The organism is Bradyrhizobium sp. JYMT SZCCT0428 (assembly GCF_018131075.1).
Classification (GTDB): Bacteria; Pseudomonadota; Alphaproteobacteria; order Rhizobiales; family Xanthobacteraceae; genus Bradyrhizobium.
In genome coordinates this window covers 1-23562 of the sequence record NZ_JAFCLS010000071.1, presented here as the reverse complement: position 1 = coordinate 23562, position 23562 = coordinate 1, and the positions used below count along the sequence as shown (strand labels likewise).

At 57.8% G+C, this 23562-nt stretch carries 17 protein-coding genes and 2 pseudogenes; 8 read left to right on the top strand and 11 right to left on the bottom strand.

Annotation, left to right across the window (positions count from 1 at the left end):
- Window positions 1-3: 3 nt before the first annotated feature.
- The 7 genes from JQ575_RS39740 to JQ575_RS39710 all read right to left on the bottom strand — a co-directional run bounded on the left by JQ575_RS39740 (window position 4) and on the right by JQ575_RS39710 (window position 8342).
- Window positions 4-1476, bottom strand: a complete 1473-nt coding sequence (locus JQ575_RS39740; RefSeq protein WP_212038623.1) for an arylsulfatase — start codon at window positions 1474-1476, stop codon at window positions 4-6.
- Window positions 1477-1552: 76 nt separating this feature from the next.
- Window positions 1553-2017: a DUF992 domain-containing protein gene (locus tag JQ575_RS39735; protein ID WP_212038622.1), complete on the bottom strand. Its 465-nt coding sequence runs from the start codon at window positions 2015-2017 to the stop codon at window positions 1553-1555.
- 59 nt (window positions 2018-2076) lie between these two features.
- The gene (locus tag JQ575_RS39730; protein ID WP_249167207.1) at window positions 2077-2778 is read right to left on the bottom strand and encodes a hypothetical protein; all 702 of its coding nucleotides are present in this window, start codon (window positions 2776-2778) and stop codon (window positions 2077-2079) included.
- A gap of 86 nt (window positions 2779-2864) precedes the next feature.
- Window positions 2865-3902 (bottom strand): HAD family phosphatase, encoded by a 1038-nt coding sequence (locus JQ575_RS39725; protein ID WP_212038621.1) that lies wholly within the window; start codon window positions 3900-3902, stop codon window positions 2865-2867.
- Between the two features lie 23 nt (window positions 3903-3925).
- Complete coding sequence (locus JQ575_RS39720) at window positions 3926-5521, bottom strand: arylsulfatase (protein WP_212038620.1); 1596 nt, start codon at window positions 5519-5521, stop codon at window positions 3926-3928.
- Window positions 5522-5623: 102 nt separating this feature from the next.
- Complete coding sequence (locus JQ575_RS39715) at window positions 5624-7294, bottom strand: arylsulfatase (RefSeq protein ID WP_249167208.1); 1671 nt, start codon at window positions 7292-7294, stop codon at window positions 5624-5626.
- Between the two features lie 121 nt (window positions 7295-7415).
- Window positions 7416-8342 carry a formylglycine-generating enzyme family protein gene (locus tag JQ575_RS39710; protein WP_212038629.1) on the bottom strand — a complete coding sequence of 309 codons (927 nt, stop codon included), beginning with the start codon at window positions 8340-8342 and terminating at the stop codon, window positions 7416-7418.
- Between the two features lie 558 nt (window positions 8343-8900).
- Here JQ575_RS39710 and JQ575_RS39705 point away from each other — a divergent pair.
- The 5 genes and pseudogenes from JQ575_RS39705 to JQ575_RS45275 all read left to right on the top strand — a co-directional run.
- Window positions 8901-11126 carry an ATP-binding protein gene (locus JQ575_RS39705; RefSeq protein WP_212038618.1) on the top strand — a complete coding sequence of 742 codons (2226 nt, stop codon included), beginning with the start codon at window positions 8901-8903 and terminating at the stop codon, window positions 11124-11126.
- Window positions 11123-11737, top strand: coding sequence for a response regulator transcription factor (locus tag JQ575_RS39700; RefSeq protein WP_212038617.1), 615 nt, complete (start codon window positions 11123-11125; stop codon window positions 11735-11737). Before JQ575_RS39705 ends, JQ575_RS39700 begins: the two co-directional genes overlap by 4 nt.
- 66 nt (window positions 11738-11803) lie before the next feature.
- Window positions 11804-12196, top strand: coding sequence for a response regulator transcription factor (locus tag JQ575_RS39695; RefSeq protein ID WP_212038616.1), 393 nt, complete (start codon window positions 11804-11806; stop codon window positions 12194-12196).
- A 28-nt stretch (window positions 12197-12224) separates the two neighbouring features.
- Entirely contained in the window at window positions 12225-12539 is a 315-nt protein-coding gene (locus tag JQ575_RS39690) for a hypothetical protein (RefSeq protein WP_212038615.1), read from the top strand.
- Window positions 12540-12632: 93 nt separating this feature from the next.
- A pseudogene (locus JQ575_RS45275) lies at window positions 12633-13267 on the top strand (haloacid dehalogenase-like hydrolase); the annotation flags it as partial.
- Window positions 13268-14087: 820 nt separating this feature from the next.
- Here JQ575_RS45275 and JQ575_RS39685 read toward each other — a convergent pair.
- The 3 genes and pseudogenes from JQ575_RS39685 to JQ575_RS39675 form a co-directional block, all read right to left on the bottom strand.
- Complete coding sequence (locus JQ575_RS39685) at window positions 14088-14471, bottom strand: response regulator (RefSeq protein ID WP_212038614.1); 384 nt, start codon at window positions 14469-14471, stop codon at window positions 14088-14090.
- Window positions 14468-15424: pseudogene (locus JQ575_RS45270) on the bottom strand (sensor histidine kinase); the annotation flags it as partial. The pseudogene JQ575_RS45270 and the gene JQ575_RS39685, both read right to left, overlap by 4 nt.
- A gap of 641 nt (window positions 15425-16065) precedes the next feature.
- Window positions 16066-17253, bottom strand: a complete 1188-nt coding sequence (locus JQ575_RS39675; RefSeq protein WP_212038613.1) for an FIST signal transduction protein — start codon at window positions 17251-17253, stop codon at window positions 16066-16068.
- A gap of 914 nt (window positions 17254-18167) precedes the next feature.
- Between JQ575_RS39675 and JQ575_RS39670 the strand changes: the two genes are divergently transcribed.
- The 3 genes from JQ575_RS39670 to JQ575_RS39660 all read left to right on the top strand — a co-directional run bounded on the left by JQ575_RS39670 (window position 18168) and on the right by JQ575_RS39660 (window position 21668).
- On the top strand, window positions 18168-18776 hold the full coding sequence (locus JQ575_RS39670; protein WP_212038612.1) for an NYN domain-containing protein: 609 nt from the start codon (window positions 18168-18170) through the stop codon (window positions 18774-18776).
- A 655-nt stretch (window positions 18777-19431) separates the two neighbouring features.
- Entirely contained in the window at window positions 19432-20964 is a 1533-nt protein-coding gene (locus JQ575_RS39665) for a porin (protein WP_212038611.1), read from the top strand.
- Window positions 20965-21299: 335 nt separating this feature from the next.
- Complete coding sequence (locus JQ575_RS39660) at window positions 21300-21668, top strand: addiction module antidote protein (RefSeq protein WP_212038610.1); 369 nt, start codon at window positions 21300-21302, stop codon at window positions 21666-21668.
- 455 nt (window positions 21669-22123) lie between these two features.
- Here JQ575_RS39660 and JQ575_RS39655 read toward each other — a convergent pair whose 3' ends face one another.
- Window positions 22124-23560: a porin gene (locus JQ575_RS39655; protein ID WP_249167206.1), complete on the bottom strand. Its 1437-nt coding sequence runs from the start codon at window positions 23558-23560 to the stop codon at window positions 22124-22126.
- Window positions 23561-23562 lie beyond the last annotated feature (2 nt).

The following is a 23562-nucleotide window of genomic DNA, read 5'->3' as shown; positions in this document are numbered from 1 at the left end:
AAGTCACCTCCCACCGGGCTCCGATGGCCTATAGGGGTCCGGAGTGCCAACCTTGATCGGAGGGTATTTCTTGAAGCTTATCTCCAGTTCGCTGATGATCCTGACTGCGGGATCAGCGACCCAGGAGTTTTGCGCCCCAACATCGCGCTCCTCCTTCCGGTCGGTTAGTAGATTGATGATCTTTGGCAACGGTAACTTCTGCGGCGAGGCGTACATGTTCTCCTGCCAGATGAAATGCACCTTCCAGTTTCGCCATTTGACGGCTGAAAGGCGGTCGGCGACGTAGGCCGGGAAGCCTTCACGGTTGGAAGCTTCCTGTTTGCCTAGAAAGAAGTCCAACTGATCTACACCGTCGATCGGACGATCCTTCGGGACATCCGCGCCTCCAACGCGCGCAAACGTCGTGAAAAGGTCAACGACGTGGACGATTTCGTTGCTCACCCGACCCGCTCGCACCTGGCCCGGCCAGCGAATGATGAACGGCGCTCGCAGCGAGCCTTCCATCGCTGTGAAATACGTCCCGCGCCAGGGCCCGCTGTCCCCTTCCCAGGGATGGGTTGCCTCGGGGCCGTTGTCGCTGGCGAACACGACGAGTGTGTCGTTTTCGATGCTCGCTTGTTTGATGGCATCGAGGATTTGTCCGGTACGGTGGTCCATCTCAGCCAGACAATCGGCCCAATCGCCGTTGCCGGTCTTGCCTGCGAATTCCGGATTTGGAAGCGTCGGCATGTGAACCTGCGCGAACGGAATGTAGGCGTAGAACGGCTTGCCTGCGCCGGCGTTGCGCTTGATGAATTCCACCGCTCGTGTCGTGATTTCCGCGTCCATGGTACGACGGCGATCCACGTCCAGCACCGCAACCTGCTGCGGTGTTTCACCCTTGCGCGCTTCATAAATATGCTCGGGATGAACGACATTCGCATTCCAGCCGTGCTTGTTCCCGACCGACGGCCACATGCTCCTGGTTTCGTTGAGCGACGGCCACATTGCCTCGTCATACGTGCGCGGGATACCATACCACTCGTCAAATCCCTGGTTTGTCGGCATCCTGTCTTCAGCGCTGCCGAGATGCCATTTGCCCCAAATACCAGTCGCGTAACCCTGCGCCGATAGCAGCTCCGCGATGGTGACTTCCCACTGTGTCAGGCCATCAGGAACTCCACCGATCGGGACTTCGTAAGTGCCGGAACGGATGGCAAAACGGCCGGTCAGGAGAGCTGACCGAGACGGTGTGCATTGTGCTTCGACGTTGAAATTGAGCAGACGCATTCCCTCGCCGGCTAGAGCGTCAATGCGTGGAGTAGCTGCGCCGCGAAGGACTCCGCCGCCATAGACGCCCAACTCGCCGTAACCCAGGTTGTCCGCCAGCATGACGACAATGTTGGGCTTCCTGGGCTGCTGTGCGGCAGCTGAACCGGTTGAGACCGCCAAGGCGACAAAGGACGCAATTGAGCCAAGCCATATGCGCTTATTCATTGAGGTCTCCAGCTTCATGCCCTTCGCAAGGCTCAAGCGGCAGCTATGACCACCTTCCAATTGGAAGCGCCTCCGGTTAACGCGCGGCACGCAATTGAAGCTGTGAAAGGCCGAGCGTGACATTCAAAGCAACTGATCCTTCCACGGAGACCGGTTGAAGGGCAAAGCTCCTTCCAGAGCCCCCGATCAGGACGTTGACGCCCGCCCCCAGGCCCAACCCAACCTCCCCGGTAGCGCCGACGTATTCGCCGGCAAGGGCTCCCGGTGGGGGGCCGGCGCTCGGCGCGAGCACCGCCCAGCCGAGCACCCCTGCTGCCGAAATGCCGATATCGACGCCGACCGTATTCAGCGCGCCCTCATAAAACTGCACCGGGTCAGGCTGGTTTTGAACGAACCGGCACTCCATGGATTGATGACCGAAGATGACGAAGCCAATGCTCGGATTCAGCTTGCACGACAGCACGCCGACCTGCGTCCAATTCGTGGGCGCTTGTGCCATCGCGCCCTGAGCGCTTGTCAGGAGAGCCGCTGCGATGATCAAGGATCGTAGCATTTCCGTTCTCCACGAAGAAGTTATTGGTCAGGCGTGGTGCAACTATCTCAATAACAGGGTGGATAGGGATAATAACCACACGCGGGAGGCGCAGGCGGGTACGGGCGATAGTAAGGGGCAGCATACGGTGCGGCATAAGCCGGGGCACCATAGGCAGCGGCGCCCGCAGCCCCGGCGTACATCACCCCACGGAAAGCCGAGCGACGGGCAACGCCGGCAAACGACAGTGGCGTAAATGGTCTACCGATGATGTCGATGAATACGGCCGCCGGCCCGTCTCCACCAGCGAGATCACCTTCCAGAGTTTGAACGGTGAAACTGAGCTTGTCGCCCTCGAGCTTCGGATTTTTCAGTACAACCACGGCGTCCTTTACCGAACCGTCCTTGCCCAGGACCGACACCGTAGCGTTCGGCGGGTTTTTGGCGAAGCTGTCGTCACCAGAGGCCCATTCTGCAACCACATCAGCGGTTGGCTGGTGTCCCGCGGCGCGAACGGGGCGATCGGCAAAAATGATCGAGCTCGGCGTCACGCCAGTCAGCACGAGGGTCTCTCCTTGCAGCGTAGCACCGCGAGAGTTGAGCACGAAGAGCGACGGCACCATCTCGGGTTTGGCGGCGGCACTCGGAGTACTGATCGTTTTCATGGAGGAATGAGACGGCGCGCATTGGCCAAAGGCAGCGCTGCTGCTGGCCAATGCGACGGCCAAGCCGAACAGCCACGCCGTCGGTCCGATTCTCGTTACTTTCATGTCTGGCTCCGTTGTTGGAAATTTCGTCGGCTCCCTACAGGATCGGGGGGCGCCGTCGGTGACTTGTTGCGTCGAAGACACGTCGTTTATTCGAAAGGAAAAATTCGCTTCCAATCCTTCTTCATGTCGACCACGGTCCACCTGTTAACCGCCGCGGCGTCCAGCGCTACGTCTAGCTTGCCGAAATGCGACTGGCGGTCGTAGGCGTATTCGCGCTCTGCATCGGTATGATGGACGATCAGGCCGAATCGCGCGCCGCTTGCGCCGAGTGTCGCCCATTGCAGCATTTCGAGATCGCCGTCTGAATTGCCGAATGCGGCAATCGGCCTACGGCCGATGTGTTCGTTAATGCCGATCGGCTTTCCTGATTTGTCGTCGATGAAATTGATGTCGGGGAGCCGGAAGAGCGTCGGTGCACCGTCCTTCATCTCAAATCGAGTTTTGATCGACGATCCGATGACCTGCTCCGGCGGCACGCCGTAGATCCGCTCGGTCCACGGCCGCATGAATTCGATACCGCCGCCTGATGCGATAAAGGTTTTGAACTCATTGGCGCGCAGATAGGCAAGCAGCTCCAGCATCGGCTGGTACACCAGTTCGGTATAGGGTCGCTTGAAGCGATGGTCGCGCGCCGTCGCGAGCCAATCCGTGGTGATCTTTTCGAACTCTGCCGTGGTCATGCCGGCATGAGTCACCGCTACAAGTTCAACCAAGCCTTTCTCGCCCGACGCCGCCAGCGCCTTAAAATCATTATTCAGCACCGCTGCGAAAGGCTGCTTGGTCTTCCATTCGGGATGCATGGGCGCCAAAGCCTTCACGCGGTCCAGTATGAAGGCCAGTTGCACGTACATTGGTTGCTCGATCCAGAGCGTGCCGTCATTGTCAAAGGTCGCGATGCGCTGATCGACCGATACGAAGTCAGGCCCGCCTTGCGTCGTGACGCGCGCGACGAAGTTGAGGATCGACGTCTTGGAGGCGCCCTCATTCCAGGACGGCAGCGGATCGGGTCCGGTCTGCGCCGACGCGGAAGTGGAACGAAGCAAGGGAGTGAGCAAGGACAGCAGCGCCACGGACGACAGCAGGACGCGGCGGTCAAGGTTAGCAAAACGATTGATTGGATTCATGATCGACTCCATGTGGGGCCGGCTCAGTTACTCGAAGGTGGATTGCGTAATTTTTCCATTGCCTGTTCGACGGAGAATGAACCCGGTCTTTGTCTCGGCGGAAATTGCTGGAAGCTCATGAGATGCTGCCCCACGACCGCCTGTGCCGGGACGAGCACGAAGGCGTGCTCGACGAACCACCGGACGTAGTCGCCGGCCTCATGTTGGGCCCGTTCGAATGGGTCGGAGCGGAGGTTGAACAGCGACGGCAACCGAAGTTGGATCATCGGTTGCGACCACACGTCGAATCCATGGGCCTTCTGTTCCATAAAGACTGCCTTCCATTGGTCGTAGCGAAGTCCGGCCAGATTGCCGTCGTCGGTCCAGTAGAAGAATTCGCGGCGCTTGTTGGGGCCCTTGCGGGCAAGAAGGTCGCGCTGATCGTAACCGTCGAGGTGAACCTTGAAGCTCTTGCCGGCGGCGTCATAACCGGACAGCAGCTTGCTCTTGATTTCGGGCTCGCCGGCTGCAGCTACCAGGGTGGTGGCCCAATCCTCTGCCGAGAAGACGTCGTTGATCTCTGTTCGCGGCGGCACTAGTCCCGGCCAGCGAACCATGGCCGGGACGCGATAGCCACCTTCCCAATTGGTGTTCTTCTCGCCCCGGAATGGCGTAGTGCCGCCATCGGGCCATGAGAACGTCTCGGCACCGTTATCGGTTGTGTAGATGACGATCGTATTGTTGGCGATCCCGAGATCGTCGAGCTTCTTGAGAACCTGCCCGACCTGTCCGTCATGCTCCACCATGCCGTCCGGATAAATGCCGAGGCCGGTCTTTCCCTGAGATTCGGCCTTGAGACGCGTCCAAATGTGCATCCGGCTGGGATTGAACCACACGAAGAAAGGTTTCTTGTCACGATTTGCGCGATCGATGAAGTCGGTCGTGGCGCCTAGGAATTCCTCGTCGATCGTCTCCATGCGTTTCTTGGTGAGCGGCCCGGTATCCTCGCATTTCTGCTTGCCCCACGTACCGAAACGGGGATCGTCGCCTGGTGTGTCGGTCGGAACGGCGACGCACTTCATCACCCCGCGCGGGCCGAACTGCGTCTTGAATGCCGGGTTCTTCGGATAATCTGGATGTTCGGGCTCGTCTTCAGCATTTAGGTGATAAAGGTTGCCGAAGAACTCGTCGAAGCCGTGCACGGTTGGCAGGAATTCATTGCGATCGCCAAGATGATTCTTGCCGAACTGCCCGGTTGCGTACCCTTGCGGCTTCAAAAGCTCGGCGATGGTCGGATCCTTGCCTGACAGGCCCTCCTTTGCCGCGGGCAGACCTACCTTGAGAAGCCCGGTCCGCAACGGGCTTTGCCCCGTGATGAATGCGGCGCGCCCGGCGGTGCAGGATTGCTGCCCATAGTAGTCCGTGAAGACGGCGCCTTCATTGGCGATGCGGTCGATGTTGGGGGTGCGATAACCCATCATGCCACGGTTGTACGCGCTGATGTTCCAGAAGCCGATGTCGTCGCCCATGATGACCAGGATGTTGGGCTTTTGTTGTTGCGCGGATAACGGCGTGACAAGTCCCGTTGCCGCTGCAACCGATGCGAGGAGAGCAAAGCATGCGCGTCGAAACGTGTTCATGATTGTTCCTCGTATCGCGCTTTATCGCGGACAGATGAAATTCAAGGCACATGGTGATCGGCGGACGTCGAAAATGACGCCCGCCGTTTCGGTTTCGCCCGGTTAGTCGCGGCCCGCCTTCATATTCTTAACTTGCTGCATGACCTGTTCCAAGTTGTAGCTGGCCGGGTCCTGCAGCGCCGGGAACTTGATGTAGGACTCGAGATGCATCAACCAGAGCTGCTGCCCGATAGGCAGCATGTTCCAGTCATAGACATAGGCGGTAGACGGAGAAGCTATCGCCCCACCCATACCAAAGAGCGTCTTCTGCTGCGAGCCAACGGATGTCTCGAAGGGGTCGCGCTTGATGTTGACGACCTGAGTCCAAGAGTAGGGCTGCACTCCGGAAACGAAGCCTGCCGGGTTGTCGGACACCATCGCGAAGTACATCTTCCAGTTCTTATAACGGACGGCCGACGGCGTTGTGCCCGACCAATACAGGAAGTGGTCGCGCGCCGACTTCTCCGATTTGCCACTCAGATAGTCAATCTGGTTGACGCCGTCGAGCGTGGTCTTGACTAGCCCGGGATAACCGGCCTCGACACGTTGCTTCAATTCATTGCCTTTGGGTCCGCCGGCGATTTCGACGAGAGTCGGGAGCCAGTCGAGGGACGCGAACATTTCGTTTTTGATCGTGCCGGGTTTGATGACGCCCGGCCAGCGGATCACCATCGGAGCGCGCATGCCACCTTCCCAGGTGCTAAGTTTGCCGCCCTTGAACGGCGTGACGCCGCCGTCCGGGAAGGTGATGGTCTCGGCGCCGTTGTCGGTGGTGAACACGACGATCGTGTTGTTAAGTTGGCCCATGTCTTCGAGCTTCTTCAGCACCACGCCGATGTTGTCATCCATTTGCTTCATGCCGGCTTCGTTAGCGCCCCAGTCCTTGCCGCCGGGCTCGCCGATCATGGCCGCGTACTTGTCCGGCAGCACGGTCGTGACATGCATGCGCGCCGGGTTGTACCAAGCAAAGAACGGTTTGTTGGTCTTCCTCGGATCGTTGCGGTCGAGGAAGTCGACGACCTTTGCGGAGATTTCCTCGTCTATCGTCTTCGATCGATCTAGGGTCAGCGGCCCCTCGTCCTTGCACGTTTGTTTAGCGCCAGAGCCATCGGCCGATGTACACGCGAGCATCGGGCGCGGTGGCGTAAGGCAGACCGTAGTCTTGGGATCCACAGCGCCGGGAACCTCAGTCAGGCCGGGGATCGGTGTATTCTTGCAAGGCGGAGCCAGTGTCTGCTGGCTCGCGGTCTTATTGATGTCCGGGAAGCTTACCCCTTGCATCGCATCGAGGTGATAGAGGTAGCCCCAGAATTCCTGGAAGCCGTGAGCGGTCGGCAGCGAATCGACGTGGTCGCCCAGATGGTTCTTGCCGAACTCGCCAGTGTTGTAGCCGAGATCTAGCAGAAATTTGGCAAGTGTCGGCGTCCCGGTTCGTATGTAGGATGGGCTACCAGGAAGTTCGGGCAGGACCATGCCGACGCGGACCGGCTGCATGCCGGTGATAAAGGCTGTACGCCCCGCCGTGCAACTTTGCTCGGCGTAATAGTGCATGAACTTGGCCCCTTCATTGCCGATGCGGTCAATGTTGGGCGTCTCACCGACCATCAGCCCTTGATGGTAGATACTCGGCTGCATCCACCCGATGTCGTCACCCATGATGAACAGGATGTTGGGCTTCGCGGGCGTCTGCGCCGCGGCCGGCGTGCTGGCTGGTCCGGTGAACGGTATCATCATCGAGGCGCTGAGCAGCGCGGCGCAAGAACGCTTAAGCCAACCTGCCGGTCGGCGTGGCGGCGTTTCGACCGAAGGCCGCTTGTCGTCCAGTGTAAAAGCTAACATGATGTCGCTCTCCCGTTTATGATGGATCAGAAGTGCCTCGCCGGATGCATCGAAAGCCAAGATGACTGGTCGAGGTGTCGACCGGCTCGGCATGGCGCGCTGCCGGCCGGTAGCGTCGGCAGTAGTTCGGCGCGCACAAATGCGAGCCGCCTTTGATGACCTTCCGTGGAATTTTCACGTTGATGGTTCTGGGGTCATAACTGTCAGTTTCACGGCCGCCGCGCGGATTGTCCGGAATGCAGCAGGCTTTCGCCGCATCGGCCTGATGCTTCGGCGAGTACCAGTCAGCGGTCCATTCCCAGACGTTTCCGATCAGGTCGTGCAGCCCATATCCATTTGGCGGGAATTGACTGACTGGCGAAGTGCGCTCGAACCCATCCGCATTGACATTCTGGCTCGGAAACTCGCCTTGCCATGTGTTGGCCATGTGACGGCCACCGGGCGTGAACTCATTGCCCCAGGCGAATTCGACGCCTTCGAGCCCACCCCACGCCGCGAACTCCCATTCCGCCTCAGTTGGCAGAGCCTTGCGCGCCCATGCCGCGTAGGCGAGCGCATCGGCGAAAGCCACATGCACCACTGGATGGTCGTCGAGACCACGGATGTTGCTTCTGGGCCCGTAAGGATGCCGCCAGTTCGCGCCTTTGGCGAAAGTCCACCACTGGCTGAAGTCCCGCAGACCGACCGGATGTGCGGGCGGAGAGAACATTAGCGAGCCCGCATAGATCATATGCGGAAGGGCTCCCGGATAATCCTTCGGATCAGGCGCGACCTCGGCGACGGTGACGTGTTTGGTCGCCCTTACGAACTCCCTGAATTGCCGATTTGTCACGGGATGCTGGTCCATCCAGAAGCCATCTACCGTGACGCGATGCGCGGGCGCTTCTTCGGGATAATGCTTGTCCGATCCCATGCGAAAAGTGCCGCCGGGTATCCAGATCATCCCCGCGTTCTGCGAGGACTCGCAATCCCCGGAAGCATCGGCTTTGGTCGTAAGTGCAGGAAAAAGCGTCGACATTTTCGAGCGTTGCCTCCCCGATCCATCCCCAAACGAGCAATTGAGATGGGCGCACGCTACGTTGGGGGCTTGTCACAAGCTATTGGACCGTGGTCCAACATCGGACGACTATCACCCGGCACACCTGAAACATCTTATCGTACGGGTCATCGACATGGTCTGTTTCGTCAGACGAAATATTTTCGTTTGACAAATGTGGAAGCGCGCTTCGGGCAGTCACTCATTTTTCCGCCATGCAGCGACATTCGTTCCGCATTGATGTGCAGTGGATATGCAGTTTGTGCCACTCTCCACAGCAAGCACTCGCTGCAGCGGTACGGGATGCCTATCCGCACCGCAGCCGCAACAATAGGCATCTTCCGTTCGAAATCTTTGCGAATCGTCAAACGGGAGAACTGGGTTAAGCGCGCGAAAGTATGCTATGATGCATAGCATCCACGCTTAGCGGTGCGGGAAGTGTAATTTTTTGAGTGCCTTTTCAATATGACCACGATGCGTAGTGCTTTGTGGAGCATCGGATTCCTTTTCTTGATCGCAGGGGAAGCCTGCGCTGCGGAGCGTCCCCGCGTTCTTGTGCTTCATGCCTTCAACTACTCATTTCCCGCCACCAGCCTGATTGCGGAAGCCGCTCGAAAGCGGCTGGTCGAGCACTCGAAATCAGTCGAGATCGATGCCGAATTTCTCGATTTGGCACGGAATTCCGACGAAGCCCATGCGCTACGAACGGCGACGTTCATTCGCGACAAATACGGCAAGCATCCACCTGATCTGGTGATCGCGGTTGGCAGCGCTGCATTACCATTCGTCGTTCAGTATCGAGATCTTCTTCCCAAGGTGCCCGTGGTCTTTGCATCGATCTCGCCGCAGACCTATACGGCGCTGCGGTTGCCACCGGGGATCACCGGGATCATCACCGCGTTTGATTTGGCGAAAACGCTATCACTGGCGGAGCGCCTGCAACCGGAAGCTCGCCGCCTATACGTCATCGCCGGTCGCGGCGAGGCCGATCGGCGTTGGCAATCGACAGCGCGCAGGGTGATCGAAGAGCACAGCCGCAAATTCGAGACGACATTCCTGTTCGAACTTCCTTATGCAAAACTCGTTGCTGAGTTGTCGAAAGTTCCCAAAGATGCGATCGTAATCGTTCTGACGGTTTTTGCCGACGGTGACGGCAAGGCCTTCGTCCCAGCGCAGGTTGCCACCGATTTGGCCGCATTATCCCCTGCTCCGGTTTACGGGCCTTACGACACATTTATTGGTGGGGGCGCGGTCGGCGGCTTTGTCGAGACTTTTGAATCGACCGGCACTGCAACGGCTGAATTGGCGATCGAAATCATGAAAGGAGCGGATCCGACGGCGCTCGCACCTCGAACAAATCCGAACCAGCAATACCGCGTCGATTACCGGGCAATGGAACGCTGGAATCTGAAGGAACGAGATCTGCCTCCGGGCACTGTCGTTCTGTTCAAGCCACGAACGATCTGGGAGGAGCATCGCGGGACAGTTCTTGCGGCACTTTCGGTGTTTGGTCTGCAATCGGCTTTTCTGGGCGCCTTGTTGATTCAATGGCGCAGAAGGCGGCGCGCGGAGGAACTGCTCAGGGATAGCGACGATCGGATGACCTTTGCCGCCTCGGCGGCCAATATCGGACTTTGGCAGTTTGACTCGCGTACCGATGAATTATGGGTCACCGAACATTGCCGGGCGCTGTTCGGGCTGTCACCTGGTAGATCGCTGACCCGTGAGGCTCTCCTTGCGACGGTTCATCCGGACGATCTCGAAACCGCGAGCAGATCGTTTCGAGAGTCACCCAGTTTGGGGCAGCCTACCGCCAGCGATGTGCGCATTGTGTTGCCGAGTGGTGAGGTGCGATGGATCCGCATGCGCGCGCGCTCTTATACAGAAGACAACAGTGAGCCAAGGCAATTACGGGGCATTTTCGTCGACCTCACCGACCAAAAATCGGCCGAGGCCGAGACCACCCTGCAACGAATGGAAATTGAGCATCTGATGCGGGTGTCCGTCCTAGGCGCACTCTCCGGTTCGATAGCCCACGAAATCAACCAGCCGCTCACTGCCATACTGTCGAACGCCCAGGCGGCCCTGCACTTGCTGGAACAGAAATCACCAGACATTGCAGAAATCCGGGACGCCCTCCAAGACATCGTTCATGAAGACAACCGCGCCGGCGAAGTTATTCAACGACTACGTCAACTGCTGAAAAAGGGCGAGCCTAAGCTGGAAGCAGTCAATATCAATGACCTTGTCAGATCGACAGCCGGCCTGCTCCACAGCGAACTGATCGGCCGCGAAATCAGCATCAGGTTCGACATAGAGAACAGGCTTTTCCTGACAAGGGGAGATTCCGTTCAATTGCAGCAAGTCGTGCTTAATCTTGTCATGAACGGAATGGATGCTATGGCTGCGACGCCGGTCGATCAGCGATGTATATTGATTTCAACCCGCGGGACGGAATGCGGATCGGTCGAGCTGTGCGTAAAGGATCGAGGGCACGGCATTGGTGCCTTGGCTAAGAACCGTATATTTGAAGCTTTTTTTACCACAAAGGAACATGGCCTCGGTCTTGGCCTCGCGATCTGTTCGGCCATCATAGAGGCACATGGCGGGCGGCTTGCCCTCGTGAACGACGCGAGCGGGGGCGCCATTGCAACGATATCGTTACCGAGCTGGGAGGTTCCGGCGTCATGACGGGTGAATTTACTGTCTATTTGGTCGATGACGATGCTGGTGTGCGGAAAGGACTGTCGCGACTGCTTCGCGCCAAGGGGTATGGAGTTCAGGCCTACTCGTCTCCGCAAGAATTCCTTGAGCAGCACGACCCCGCGGCACCTGGCTGCGCCGTACTGGACGTCGCTATGCCGGGCCTGAACGGTCTCGGTCTCCAGCAGGCGCTGACTGCTCGAGGCTCGTACCGACCAGTGATATTCATTACCGGAAAGGGCGACGTTCCAACCAGTGTGAGCGCCATGAAGGCCGGCGCGTTGGATTTTTTTATCAAACCGGTCAAGGAGACGGATTTGCTTGATGCAGTTCAGCGCGCGAAGACCCACGATGCCGAATTCCGACTGGCCGCGTCAGAACTGGACTCAATCCAGGCGAAGATCAGCACGCTAACACCGCGAGAACGCGAAGTGCTCGAGCACGTGATCGCCGGCCGGCTCAACAAGCAAATTGCCGGCGATCTTGGTACCGTAGAAAAAACCATCAAGGTGCACCGCGGCAGGATGATGGAAAAGCTGGGTGTTCGAGGCATTGCCGATCTGGTCCGGCTGGCTGAAAAGGCCCGAATTGCTAGATAGGAATTCGCGTCCTATTGGACCAAGGGTCAACTCGACCGGCAACGGAACCGGGCGCATTAATCATCAATGTCGGAGGTTTCTTCCTGGATTGCCGTGGTCGACGATGATCCGGCCGTGCTCAAGGCGCTGAGCAGGCTGCTGCGATCCCATGGGTACAAGGTTCACACGTACGTATCAGGGCAGGAGTTTCTTGCTTCGCTGCCCGACGGCCCTCCCAAATGCCTGATCGTCGATCTTCAGATGCCCGCTATGAACGGGCAAGAGCTGCAAGAACGTTTAATACGGAAGGGCTTCAATATCCCGACGATCATGATCACAGCTCACCACGACGCGGCACCGCATCAGGAGAACCTTCGATTGGCGGCCCTTCTGTTGAAACCCCTTCAGGATAGCACCTTACTTGCCGTTATCGATCGAGCGATCAATGTTCCTCGCGAGGAGTTAGATAGCCCTCTTTGAAAAAACAATATCGAGCGGAGATACGAAAATGCCTATTTCGATTTCGATGATCGCCTTGAGCTCCCAACTTGTGGTCACCGTCGCCGATCGGGTGCCAACCTTCGACATTGTTCGGAGCTGCAAGCTCGACCTTGCCGCAACGGCCGGACTTAGCGACGTCCAATCGCTGAAGTCCTGCGTCAGCGATGAAACGAAGGCCCGGCAGCAGCTCGGAAGCCAATGGTCAAAATTTGCCCCTTCCAGTAAGTCAAGTTGCGTCTCCCAGGAGAGCGTTGGGGGCACGCCGAGCTATGTCAGCCTGCAAACCTGCCTCCAGATGGATGTATGGGTGAAGACGAGATAGCCCGCCACCGCCTTATTGCCAATTCGTACGGTGCGACGCCTCGCCCGAAATCACGGCAAAAATGCGCGGTAGATGAGCATGCGTGGGTAAGATATTGGATCAAGCAACCCTCCCTCTCCTTTCTGTGCGTCGTCTCGTTTCGCATTGGCGCAGGTAACACCCGACACTCTGCCGTCTTGTAACGATGGCGCGACAAAGACCTCGATTCTCAACTTCTTCGCGCGCGTCACGACGCAGGGCGGGCCTGACTTCGTTGCGGCCGCAAGCGTATCACACGACAGACGGAATGCTCTGGTCGAGCAACAGATGTACGTGCAACTGGTCTTCATAGTGGACCCCGTGAAGGCGTTGGCGCCAATGCATCCGGAATGGAAGAACAAGCAGCTGTGCTGGACCACGATTTTAAGGAGCTGGCGGCATCAGGCGAGAAAGAACTGGTCGAACTAGTGGCGGTAACCTCAGGCCGGCATGACAACGCGTCGGACTGGCTGGCGACCACGCGCAATCCCCGCTTCAAAAGACCTATACCGAACTGCTCTACCAGCCGATGCTGGGACTGCTCGCCTACCTGCGCGCCAGTGGTTTCAAGACGTTCATCGCATCGGGCGGCGGATTGAGTTCATGCGGCCGTGGACCGAGCGGATCTACGGTGTGCCGCCGGAGCGGTGACCCGGTCTTCGATCAAGACCCGCTTTGAAATGAAGGACGGTGCCCCAACCCTTTTCCGGCGGGCAGTTTTTATCAAGAATCGGTAGTGGGCCAGTTCGAAAAGTGAGCCCCCCTGAAAATGATGCTACCCTCGGAAGCCTTTTTTCAACGCCACTGCATCCAAGGGCCTTACCCTGCTCTTCTGGCGTAGGGTCCGGTCAGGCATCTCCCCCGTCGCGATGTCGATGATCGACCCGCGAACTGGTTGGGGTCGCGGGGCGTTTGGGAGTCATATCTTCTCACCCGCCCTCCCCGGCTGGGCGATGATGCGCTTCCAATCAAAAAAGTGATAATGACCAGCCCATTCATTGACAATTTGTTTGCAGCCGTCGCAATTAAAGCGCCCTTCTCGCCTTTCGGGCATCTGCACTTGGGATGCAGTATAGTGCATCCCACATGCGCAGGAAAAATGGACGGTGATTACGGTGCCGTTCGTCATCCCCCCAAATATGCGGTGGAAATTGTCAACATACCAGGCCAAACCCCGCCACAATCAATACGACCCACTACCCAATGGGCAGAGAGCCAAGCAGCGAGGAATGGGACTTTGTTCGCGGACATTCCGCTTTACGATGCCGGCGCTGACTTAGAAAACTGCAAAACTATGCGCCGAAACTCCACCCTACTCCGCTCTCCTTCCGCTCAAGAAAGAACTCGCGCGATGACGAACATTCTGGCTGCAAGCGCGGTTGAAAGCGCGCCGCCGGCGAAGCGCTCATCCGCGAAGGGAACGGCCCTCTTTGCCAGAGGTGGAACCAACGCGTGTGGAGCGATGGAGGACCGGCGATCCGCCTGCCTAACAGACTCGACCCAAAACGGTTATGGCAAACGACCTACTGCTTAGGCTTTAAGTCGCCCACCTATTTCGCTACGGAGCGCCGTGAAGTCGATTGGTTTAGTCAATAAGGCCTCTGCACCTCCTTCCAAAGCTATTCGTCTGGTGTCGCCATCGCCGTAGGCCGTGATCATGATAACCGGAACATCCGGTCGTGACGCTTTCGCTTTTGGTAGGAGTTCAAGCCCGCTCATACCGGGCATATTGACGTCGGACAAAATCAGCATCAAAGGCACCGCATTAGCGTCACCAATTTTCTTAAGGGCGCTATCTCCCGACTTAACAAACTCCATTGTAAAGCGGCCGGCACGGATGTCGCGTCGGAATTGCTGGCGAAATAAATCTTCGACGTCGGGTTCATCATCGACTACGAGTATAAGAGGCTTCATGTATGTGCCTCAGCTTTGCCCGTGGGGGCGGAGCGCGGAAGGATGACCCTGAATTCGGTGAATTTGCCGGGTTGAGTGTCAACCTCAATCAATCCGGCATGTTGCTTGACAACGATGTCGAAGCTCAACGAAAGCCCGAGGCCGGTCCCTTCGCCCGGCGGCTTGGTAGTGAAGAACGGGTTGAACATCTTTTCCCTCACCTCGGATGGAATGCCCGCTCCATTGTCGCGAATTCGGATTTCGACGCGGTCACCGAGGTTTCTGGTCGCGGCGGTAAGCGCAGGCTCATAACCCTCAAGGTCATCTTCCGCCTTGCGTTTCATTGCCGCATAGAAACCGTTCGAGATCAGGTTGAGCAGCACGCGTGTGATCTCCTGCGGCAGCAGCTCAGCTTCGCCGGCGGCGGGATCGAAATCCTGCTCCAGCCTAATCTGAATAACCCGCTTCTCGGCGCGGGCGCCATGGTATGCGAGCTTGAGACTCTCACCAACCAGGGTATTGATGTCGACAGTGCGCCGGTCACCCGAGCCATCGCGCGAGTGCATGAGCATATTCCTGACGATCGAGTCGGCGCGCTTGCCGTGCTGCACTACTTTTTCAAGATTGCCCTTTAGCAGCTTTGCGATTTCGTCAGTCTCTTGGCGCATCAGGTCGTTCAATGGTGCGGGCTTGAGGACGTCGCCTAGTTCGTCGACCAGCTCCGCCGACAGGGCGGAGAAATTATTGATGAAATTGAGCGGGTTCTTGATTTCGTGGGCGATGCCGGCGGTGAGTTGCCCTAGGGAGGCAAGTTTTTCAGTTTGGATTAGCCGATCCTGCGCCGCGTGCAATTCTTCCAGCGATCGCGAGAGTTCCCGTGTGCGTTCGCGGACTTTCTCTTCGAGTGACTGCCGCTCCCATTCGAGCGCTTGGTAGAAGTTCGCGTTGTTAATCGCGGTAGAGGTCTGGCTTGCCAGGTTGGCTAGCCCGAGTAGCGCCTCGCCTTCTTGGACAACCTGGCGCTGATAAGGCGCTTGCCCCGCTGTATTTCCTGCGACCAGCAAGCGAATTGGGTTTTTCGGTTCCCCGCCCAGCGGCAAGACGATGTACTCGTCCATACCGATGAGACGTCGCAGCGAGGTCAGCTCGCTGCGGCGGCAATCTGGCAAACACAGTACCCGTTCAACGCCGGCATATAGTGGTGCGAGCGCCAATGAGGCGGTGGGGAGTGCTAGCTTCGCAATGACGGTACTCTCGGCATCGTCATAGTAACCATCCATCGTCTCGATGGAGAAGCTGTTCGCGCCGGATTGCTTCAGAAGAAAGAGGCAGCGCTCGAAATTGAGTTCGTATAAAACGAATTTGGCGGCGAGCTGCAGGATTGTAGTGAGGTCGACGGTTGTGTTGAATTTCTTACCAAGCTCATAGAGCTGGCGATACGCGCTCATCTGACCATCGAGGTGCTCTTGCACTTCGTAGAGCTGAACCTCGGTTGTCACCAGGCGCTTGACCTCATCCGAGAGGCGCTGGTTTTCGACCCGAAGCCGATCAATCTCACTCACGCTACGGTCTTTCCATCAAACGCGGAAGTATAGCGGTACTGGACATGGCTAACTCAGTATACTGCTAATACTACAGCGGTGTAGTTATGGAAATAGTCGCGCCCTCCTATCGGACCAATCTCTCCATAGGTGTAGAGACCTATCCATGGCACGGTCGGCCCAATTTTTTGCTGAAGCTTTTCTAGTATTTGGCTTTTTTGCTGGTCGCGGAACACGGCTTTCCCGCGTCCTATGCAGTCAAACTGAAACACCATCTTCGGCGCGTTATTACCTAATGTCGACTTGATTTCTTCGCCAATGCGTTCGACGCCGGCCGATATCTTTTCGTGGTCGCGCCGGCTCATCCAGATGCTCGTGCCCTCTTCTACTTCGGTCGGAATTGTGATTGAGCCGGCCTTGTCATCTTTTGTCGGCATGAAGCGGATCAAGTAGTCGTCGTAGCCCTTGATCTGTTCGGGCGCTTTGAATGCCATACAGAGGCTCAGAACCGCCTTACTCCAATTGTCGATCTCATCACCGACGAGATATTCCTTTAGGACGTCGAGAACCGGCATACCGTCAATCTCGTAGATGACATTGCCGGAGCAGCGAGTTACCTTCCGTTCGCCGCCGATGGGAAGGCAACCGTGGTTAACCGACCAAGCAAGCCGGGCAGATCCCGACAGCAGAACGCAGGCGACACCGTCGGATGTGATCTGATCGTCGCAGTATTGATAAGTTTGTTTAAACTCCATGTTGTCGGCCGAGGTACCCCCAAACAAAGGCAGGTGACGATCAAGCTGCAATTCACTCTTGAGGCCCGCAGCGAAGCGGTCAAAATTCAGGGTTAACCCGTCGCCGAGCATAATCAGCCCAAGCGTGTCAGGCTTCACCTCGCAAGCTAAGCTCTGGGCGATGGTCCTTCCCGCCGCTTCCGAATTGGCCTTGAGGCCGGAGGCCATTGCGTTCTTGAAATTCAATTCGTCGGAGCTGATCGTCATCACAGCTACTGAGAAGTTCGATTCGTCGGCTTCCAAACCTGCGATGACTCCCCCGCCAGACCCGCCGGCCAGTGGAGCACCACCGGTGGCTACGCGGACGGCATCTAAGAGTGCGCGCTGTTCGTATCCGACGGAAGCAAACATAAAGACGAAGTCGGGTCGGTCGATCCCGGCTGCCGCCAATGCTCTTTCGGCGGCCTCGCGCCCGGCTACCTTAGGATTTCGATGATGGCTCATCCCAACACCGGCATTCGTACCCATCGGCGCGACCTTTCATTTGACGAAGACTTCGCCTCCTCGGGTTTACCTGCTTCTCTCGGATGGCGGACATTAACGAGCGCTCGCTAAGATCAAGCGAGCGACTTGGACGATACGCCAACCGTAGCTTGCCGGAAAGAAGCGCGGCGCATCGCAAGCGGATAACCTCAAAAAACGCAACATACGCTCAAGCTAAGAGCGCGAACTTCTGCAAGATATTGGACCGTGGTCCAATATCGCCCCTGGGGCGAGCCCCGCTACTACAGGGGCGCCCACATACCATCAAGTGCTTTACGCGCCGGAGGATCGCTTCATGCACTCCTTGGTTCACCTGAAGACCGGCTCGCAGGACAATAGGCCCCAAGATTTCGCGTGAGACACGGTCTAAATGTTGGAGCGAGAGTCATCCGAATAGGTGTGCCGCATTGCAACCATCGCGCGGTTGGACATCGGAGGAAGGAACGCACAGCAACATCAGGAAGATGGCTCTATTGGCTTTGTAGCTGGCGGCAATTCGACGGCTTTCAGAGCCCTCCATCACTACCCGCCCGTCGGCGGTACAAACAGTCCACCTCCATCGACGACCACGCCTTTTTAGGCGCACTTCAAACACAGGCAGGTGCGGCAGCATTGCGATCATTTAGGTCCCTGTACATGGGTCGGCCGGTTCTCCTTGTAGGTTCAAGACCTTAAGCATATTTTTATATTACGCGCGACTATCCAATTGTGGAATATTTCTTCCATCGTCTACATGACAAAAAAATATTTGAACCTTAAAGTTATTAGGTATAACTTGTAGGTCGACTAACCGTCTTGCCTCACAGCGGCGCTTTAGAAATTTATTTGCAATGCAAGCAGAGCGCGCGGCGTAATTTCGCTTTCGCAGCTGTTAACAAATGAGTGCTGGTCGACATCGGATGTCCATCCAATCTAACCGCATCGCGCTCTTTATTGATGGCGCAAACTTGCATTCGACGGCGAGAACGCTGGGCTTCGACATCGACTACAAGCGCCTCCTCAAGGAATTTGATGGGCGCGGTGTCTTACTGCGCGCGTTCTACTATACGGCAATCGTCGAAGATCAGGAGTATTCCTCGATCCGCCCGTTGACAGATTGGCTCAGCTACAACGGTTTCACCGTCGTCACCAAGGCGACTAAGGAATTTGTTGACGCGAGTGGTCGCCGCAAGGTGAAGGGAAACATGGACATCGAACTTGCCGTCAATGCCATGGAGCTTGCCGACCAAGTTGACGAGATGTTTTTATTCTCCGGTGACGGAGACTTCCGCTCGCTCGTGGAGGCGGTCCAGCGTCGCGGCGTCCGGGTTACTGTCATTTCGACTATAGCGAGCCACCCGCCGATGATTGCCGACGAATTGCGGCGCCAGGCTGACGTCTTTATGGACCTTGTAGAGTTGCAGTCCAAGCTCGGCCGTGACCATTCCGAGCGCCCTGTCGGCGCTCCAACAAGTGCCACAATCCAGAGCGCCCCGCGAAATTCCCCCGCTAGACGATATCAAGATTAACGACTGAACGGCTCGTCGCGGCGCCTGAGCGACAACCGGTCTCAGCGGACCATTCGCTACGGTGATAGTGACACGAAACCGGCGCCGAGGTCGCGTCCGGTCACGACAATGCGGAACTTGGTCATTGAGCCGATCCATCCGACGATCGAGGTCACGCAGGTCGCTACCGAAGCCGCTGCTCCCGGCACGAAACCGACATTACCTACCTAGCCGGTGATGTCCGGTCTGGCGGAAGTCGGGTCGCCGGGGCAGCAGGTCACAGTCTGACCCAGCGGACATTGTAGCGGGTAGAAGATTAGAATGGGGGAGTGTGCAACCGGTCGCCTCTCATCGCCAGAGACGGGTCTCAAACGCTTCTTGCGAAAGCCCTTCCGACCAATCACTTGGCGGTACTCCGTCGCGAGATCGCAAGACACCGGGATGACGGCAATGCAAGCAACGCGGACCAGTAATTCCATTTAGAGGCCAGCCCAGCCGGGGCCTGTGTGCCTTTCGCGTGACAGTCGTCAAGAAAAAAGTCCGAAGAAACATCTGCCAGATGTCTCGTCATTGCGTTGCGAAGATCGTTACGTAGAAGCTGAGCGCTAAATTAGCGGAATCGTCGCGGAGCTCGGCCTGACGAAGGCTGCTTCCGAAAGAGCCGGGAAAGCGGACCATGAAGATAATCAACAGCGCGGTGCTCGGCACGGCAGCATGTCTTAGCGCCTTAAGCGGAGGCCAGGCAGCGGACCTTCCGGTCAAGGCCAAGGCGGTCGAATATGTCAGGATCTGCTCCCTCTATGGAAACGGTTTCTACTTCATCCCGGGTACCGACACCTGCATCAAGCTCGGCGGTTACCTGCGCGCCGATGTCACCTTCAACGGCGGCGGTATTCAGGGCACCCCGGCCTGGAGTGGCCTGGCGGGTCAAAAAAGCCGGCTGAGCAACTATTATTTCGCTCGCGCCCGCGAAAACCTCAACGTCGACACCCGCACCGCGACCGAATACGGCGTGGTCCGTACTTACTTCGATGCGAATTTCTCCTGGACCTCGGGTACTTATGCCGCCACGGGCGCTGGCGGCACCGTGTACTCTGCGGTCGCCCAGGCCGGTGGCTTCGGTGGCGTTGGCAATCCCTCCGACGGCGGACTTTCAGGCGGTTCGTTCGCCCTCAACTTCGCGTTCATCCAGTTCGCCGGCTTCACGATCGGCAGGGCAATATCCCAGTTCGATGCACCCTTCGCCGGCTATCCCGCCAACATCACTGACGCGCTTCTCGGCGGTCACTCCGACCAAACCGGCGTGAACCAATTTTCCTACACGGCGGATTTTGGTCAGGGCGTCAGCGGTACGATCTCGCTGCAGGATCAGGTCACCTACTACCATACCAATCTGTGGAACGCATCCAGCCTCACCGCGGCCAACTTCGAGGCCGGCGGGTATGGCGCCAATGCTTTCGGAGGCACACGGGCTCCCGACATCGTCGGCATGCTTCGCGTCGAGCACGGCTGGGGCATGTTCCAGGCCTCGGTGGCCGCGCACAACATCCACGCGGCCTATTACGGCGGGACAGAAACTTCAGGCCATCCCAGCGACAAATGGGGCTGGGCCGGTCAGCTGGCCTTGACGATCAAGAACCTGCCGACTGGCCCGGGCGACGACATCGATATTTCAGTTGGCTATTCGGACGGTGCGAGCCGTTACGTCTGGCAGAGTCTGGTCGCACCCACCGTCGCCATGTATGGCAGCAGCGGCCTGGCTGGCGTCTACCAGAGCCTGACTATTGGCGGCGTTTCTGACGGCATTTTCACGACCGGCAATGGGATCGAGACGACCAAACTGTGGGGCTTTCGTACTGGTTACACGCACAACTGGAACAGCCAGTGGAATTCAGCGCTGTTCGGCTCCTACACGTCGGTCAGTTACAATGCCACGGCAAGAGGTTATATCTGCGCCACCGTCACGACCTTCCTGACACCCGGCTCGACCTGCAATCCGAACTTCAACGTCGCGCAGATCGGCACCAACACGCGCTGGTCCCCCGTGAAGAACCTCACTTTCACAGGTGAGCTGATGTACACGCATGTGGATCAGCAATATTCCGGCGTCGCCGCCTTGCCGGCTGTCAGTGTCAAGCCGGCAGCCCTGTACGAACTCAAGGACCAGGGCACATTGTCACTCGCCTTCCGCGCCCAGCGTAACTGGTAAAACGACGGGCGATCCGCGCACTGGTTGAAGCGGGTGCGGTGCCGCGGCACGTCATCTCCGCGATTTCAAGCGTGCTTTGACCCGGGCAACGTCCACGGCATCTCAGCTTGCGACTACTCGATTTCGAGGTCGTACTCGCTGCCTTTGCCGCGGGCGAACCTACGCCACCCGACGCGACGGAGATCGGGAAGCTCATCGAGAGATTTGTGCAAGCGTCCGGACGGCCGAAGTTTCTGAACGCCTGGACCGCCTTGAACGGATGACAAGCCAACTTTGCGTCACCACTTCGCTAATTCAGTGCTTCACTCTAGAAAGTATATTTGAGGAGACGATCGATGGCCAGGCGAGCCTCCGCGGCTAAAAACTATCGCGATAACGTTGAAAAGTACCGCGATGATCCGGACATGATTGCCCAACATCTCAACGAAGCGTTCGCAAAAAAAGATCTCGCCTTCATTTTACGCGCAATGAGCAATGTAGTCCGGGCCCAGAATGTCACGGTCCTCGCGAAAAAGGTTGGGCTAAATCGGGCGAGCCTCTACCACAGATTCGAGCGCGACAAGGACCCAAGGCTTAAAGGGATCTTAAAGCTTCTTGCAGTACTCGGTGTCGAATTGCTCGTGAAGCCGCAGCCGCCTGCTCCGGCTAAACGACCTCGACGCAAAACACCGGCCGTCAACGCCCGACGCAAGAACTCAATCTAGCCTTTGGCTCCGATAGGCTGGCCTACATAACTCATATGGACGAGCAAGGCGGACACGCGGAGTTTGCGAAGTCGTCGAGGAGCGGCTTACCTCCGGAGCGCAACGAGCTACAGGCGCAGTGCAAAAATGCCAAGAGATGACGAACCGACCGCAGGGCGTGAGCCGAGCAAGCCTTCCCGCACGGAACAGGCGCGGGGATCGCTTGAGGAATACGCTCACGATCTAGGGGCAATCCTCAAAAAAGTTTCGCAAGCTCTTCAATTGAGCTCTCGGCCTCTTTCATATTGAACCGCGCAAAACGGCTAGACGAAGACGCCAAGCGGTTTAGAGAAGCGGCCAAAAAACCCCCTGCACCTTGGCGTGCGAACTGCTTTTGCGCCCGGCACCTACGCAAAGCAAAACCCCCAGCGGTTTCCCGCCGGGGGCTCTGTTAGCACTTGATCAGACGAACTGGATTAGAAGTTGCGCTGAGCGCGGATCAGCCCGACGACGCTGTTCTGGTCCTTGAGCTCGTACAGAGCTGCCGGCTTCGCGATACCGGCCTGAGCTGGCACAGCAACGACACCAGCAAACTTCTGGTCGAGATGGGTATAGACAACTTCGCCCGAGAACGTCAGGCCCCTCACAGGCGTCCAGCGGGTGATGACACCGATCTGGGAGACGTTGAAGTCCGGGTTACAGTTGGTGATACCCGCAGCAGCTACGAGGCCGGTGAGAGTGCCGCCGGGACCGCAGATGAGAGCAGATCCGCCGTTACCATACTTAAGCTGGGCGTAAGCTCCGAAAAGCGACGAACTCCAGTAAGGATCCCAGTTGTGGTTCCAGGCACCGCGCATACCCCAGGTCTGAACCTTGGAAATACCGGTTCCCAAACCGAAGATCCCGTCAGCTACTGCAGCGAGGCCAACGCTCTGATAGGCGCCCGGGAAGCCGGTGCCGCTGTACATCGCGAAGCCCTGCGGAGCAAGGTTCTGGAAGTTATAACGGCTTGCACCGTCGGTGTAGACCGCCTGGATGTTGATCGTGTCCCCAGCGCCAGTCGGGATGTTCTTGATCTGCAACGAACCCTGAACAGCCCAGCCCCAGGTGTCGCTGGGATGCCCGGTGGTTTCAGCACCACCGTAGTAGGCAGCATGAATGTTATGCCCAACTGCCGACAACTGGAACATACCCCAAGCCTGATCAGCCTTGAGCACGCCGATGATATCCGGAACCCTCGAGCCACCGATATCGCTGGCGCCATAGGTGCCACCGAAGAAGGTCGCGGGGGCGATGAGACCCGCACTCGTGTTGACCACGTTGGCCTGACCGTAGGCAGTCTGATCCTGGAGCGACACGGTGCCCGAGATGCCGTTGCCGAACTGGGCGGTATAGGTGAGCTGGTTCACGCCAGTGACCATGCCGCTGCCGCCGACGAGACCGTCGAAGTTGTTGCCCGGATAGTTGACCCAGGGAGCGTCGAACTGGGAGATCGTCTTACCCATCGTAAACCCAGCGAACTGGATGAACGCATGATAGACGCCGAGCGAACCGCCCGAGAGACCGCCGTCTGACGGGTTGCCAACGCCACCGAAGCCGCCGGCCTGGGCATTCGCGGAGTAGACCGTGCCGCCGAGGCCGTTGCCGCCGTAGGCGCCCGAGGTCCAAGAGAACGTCGCATCAAAGTAGGTCCGGAGGACGCCGTATTCGGTCGCGGTGCGCGTATCGATGTTCAGATCCTGACGGGAACGAGCGGTGTAGTAGTTCGACAGGCGATTATGTGCGCCGCCCTGGGTCTGGTAGTCACCGCCGAACACCGAGTTGGTGCCGAGGGCGACTTCAACGCGCAGGTAGCCACCCAGCTTGATGCAGGTGTCCGTGCCGGGGATGTAGTAGAAACCAGCACCGTACAGGG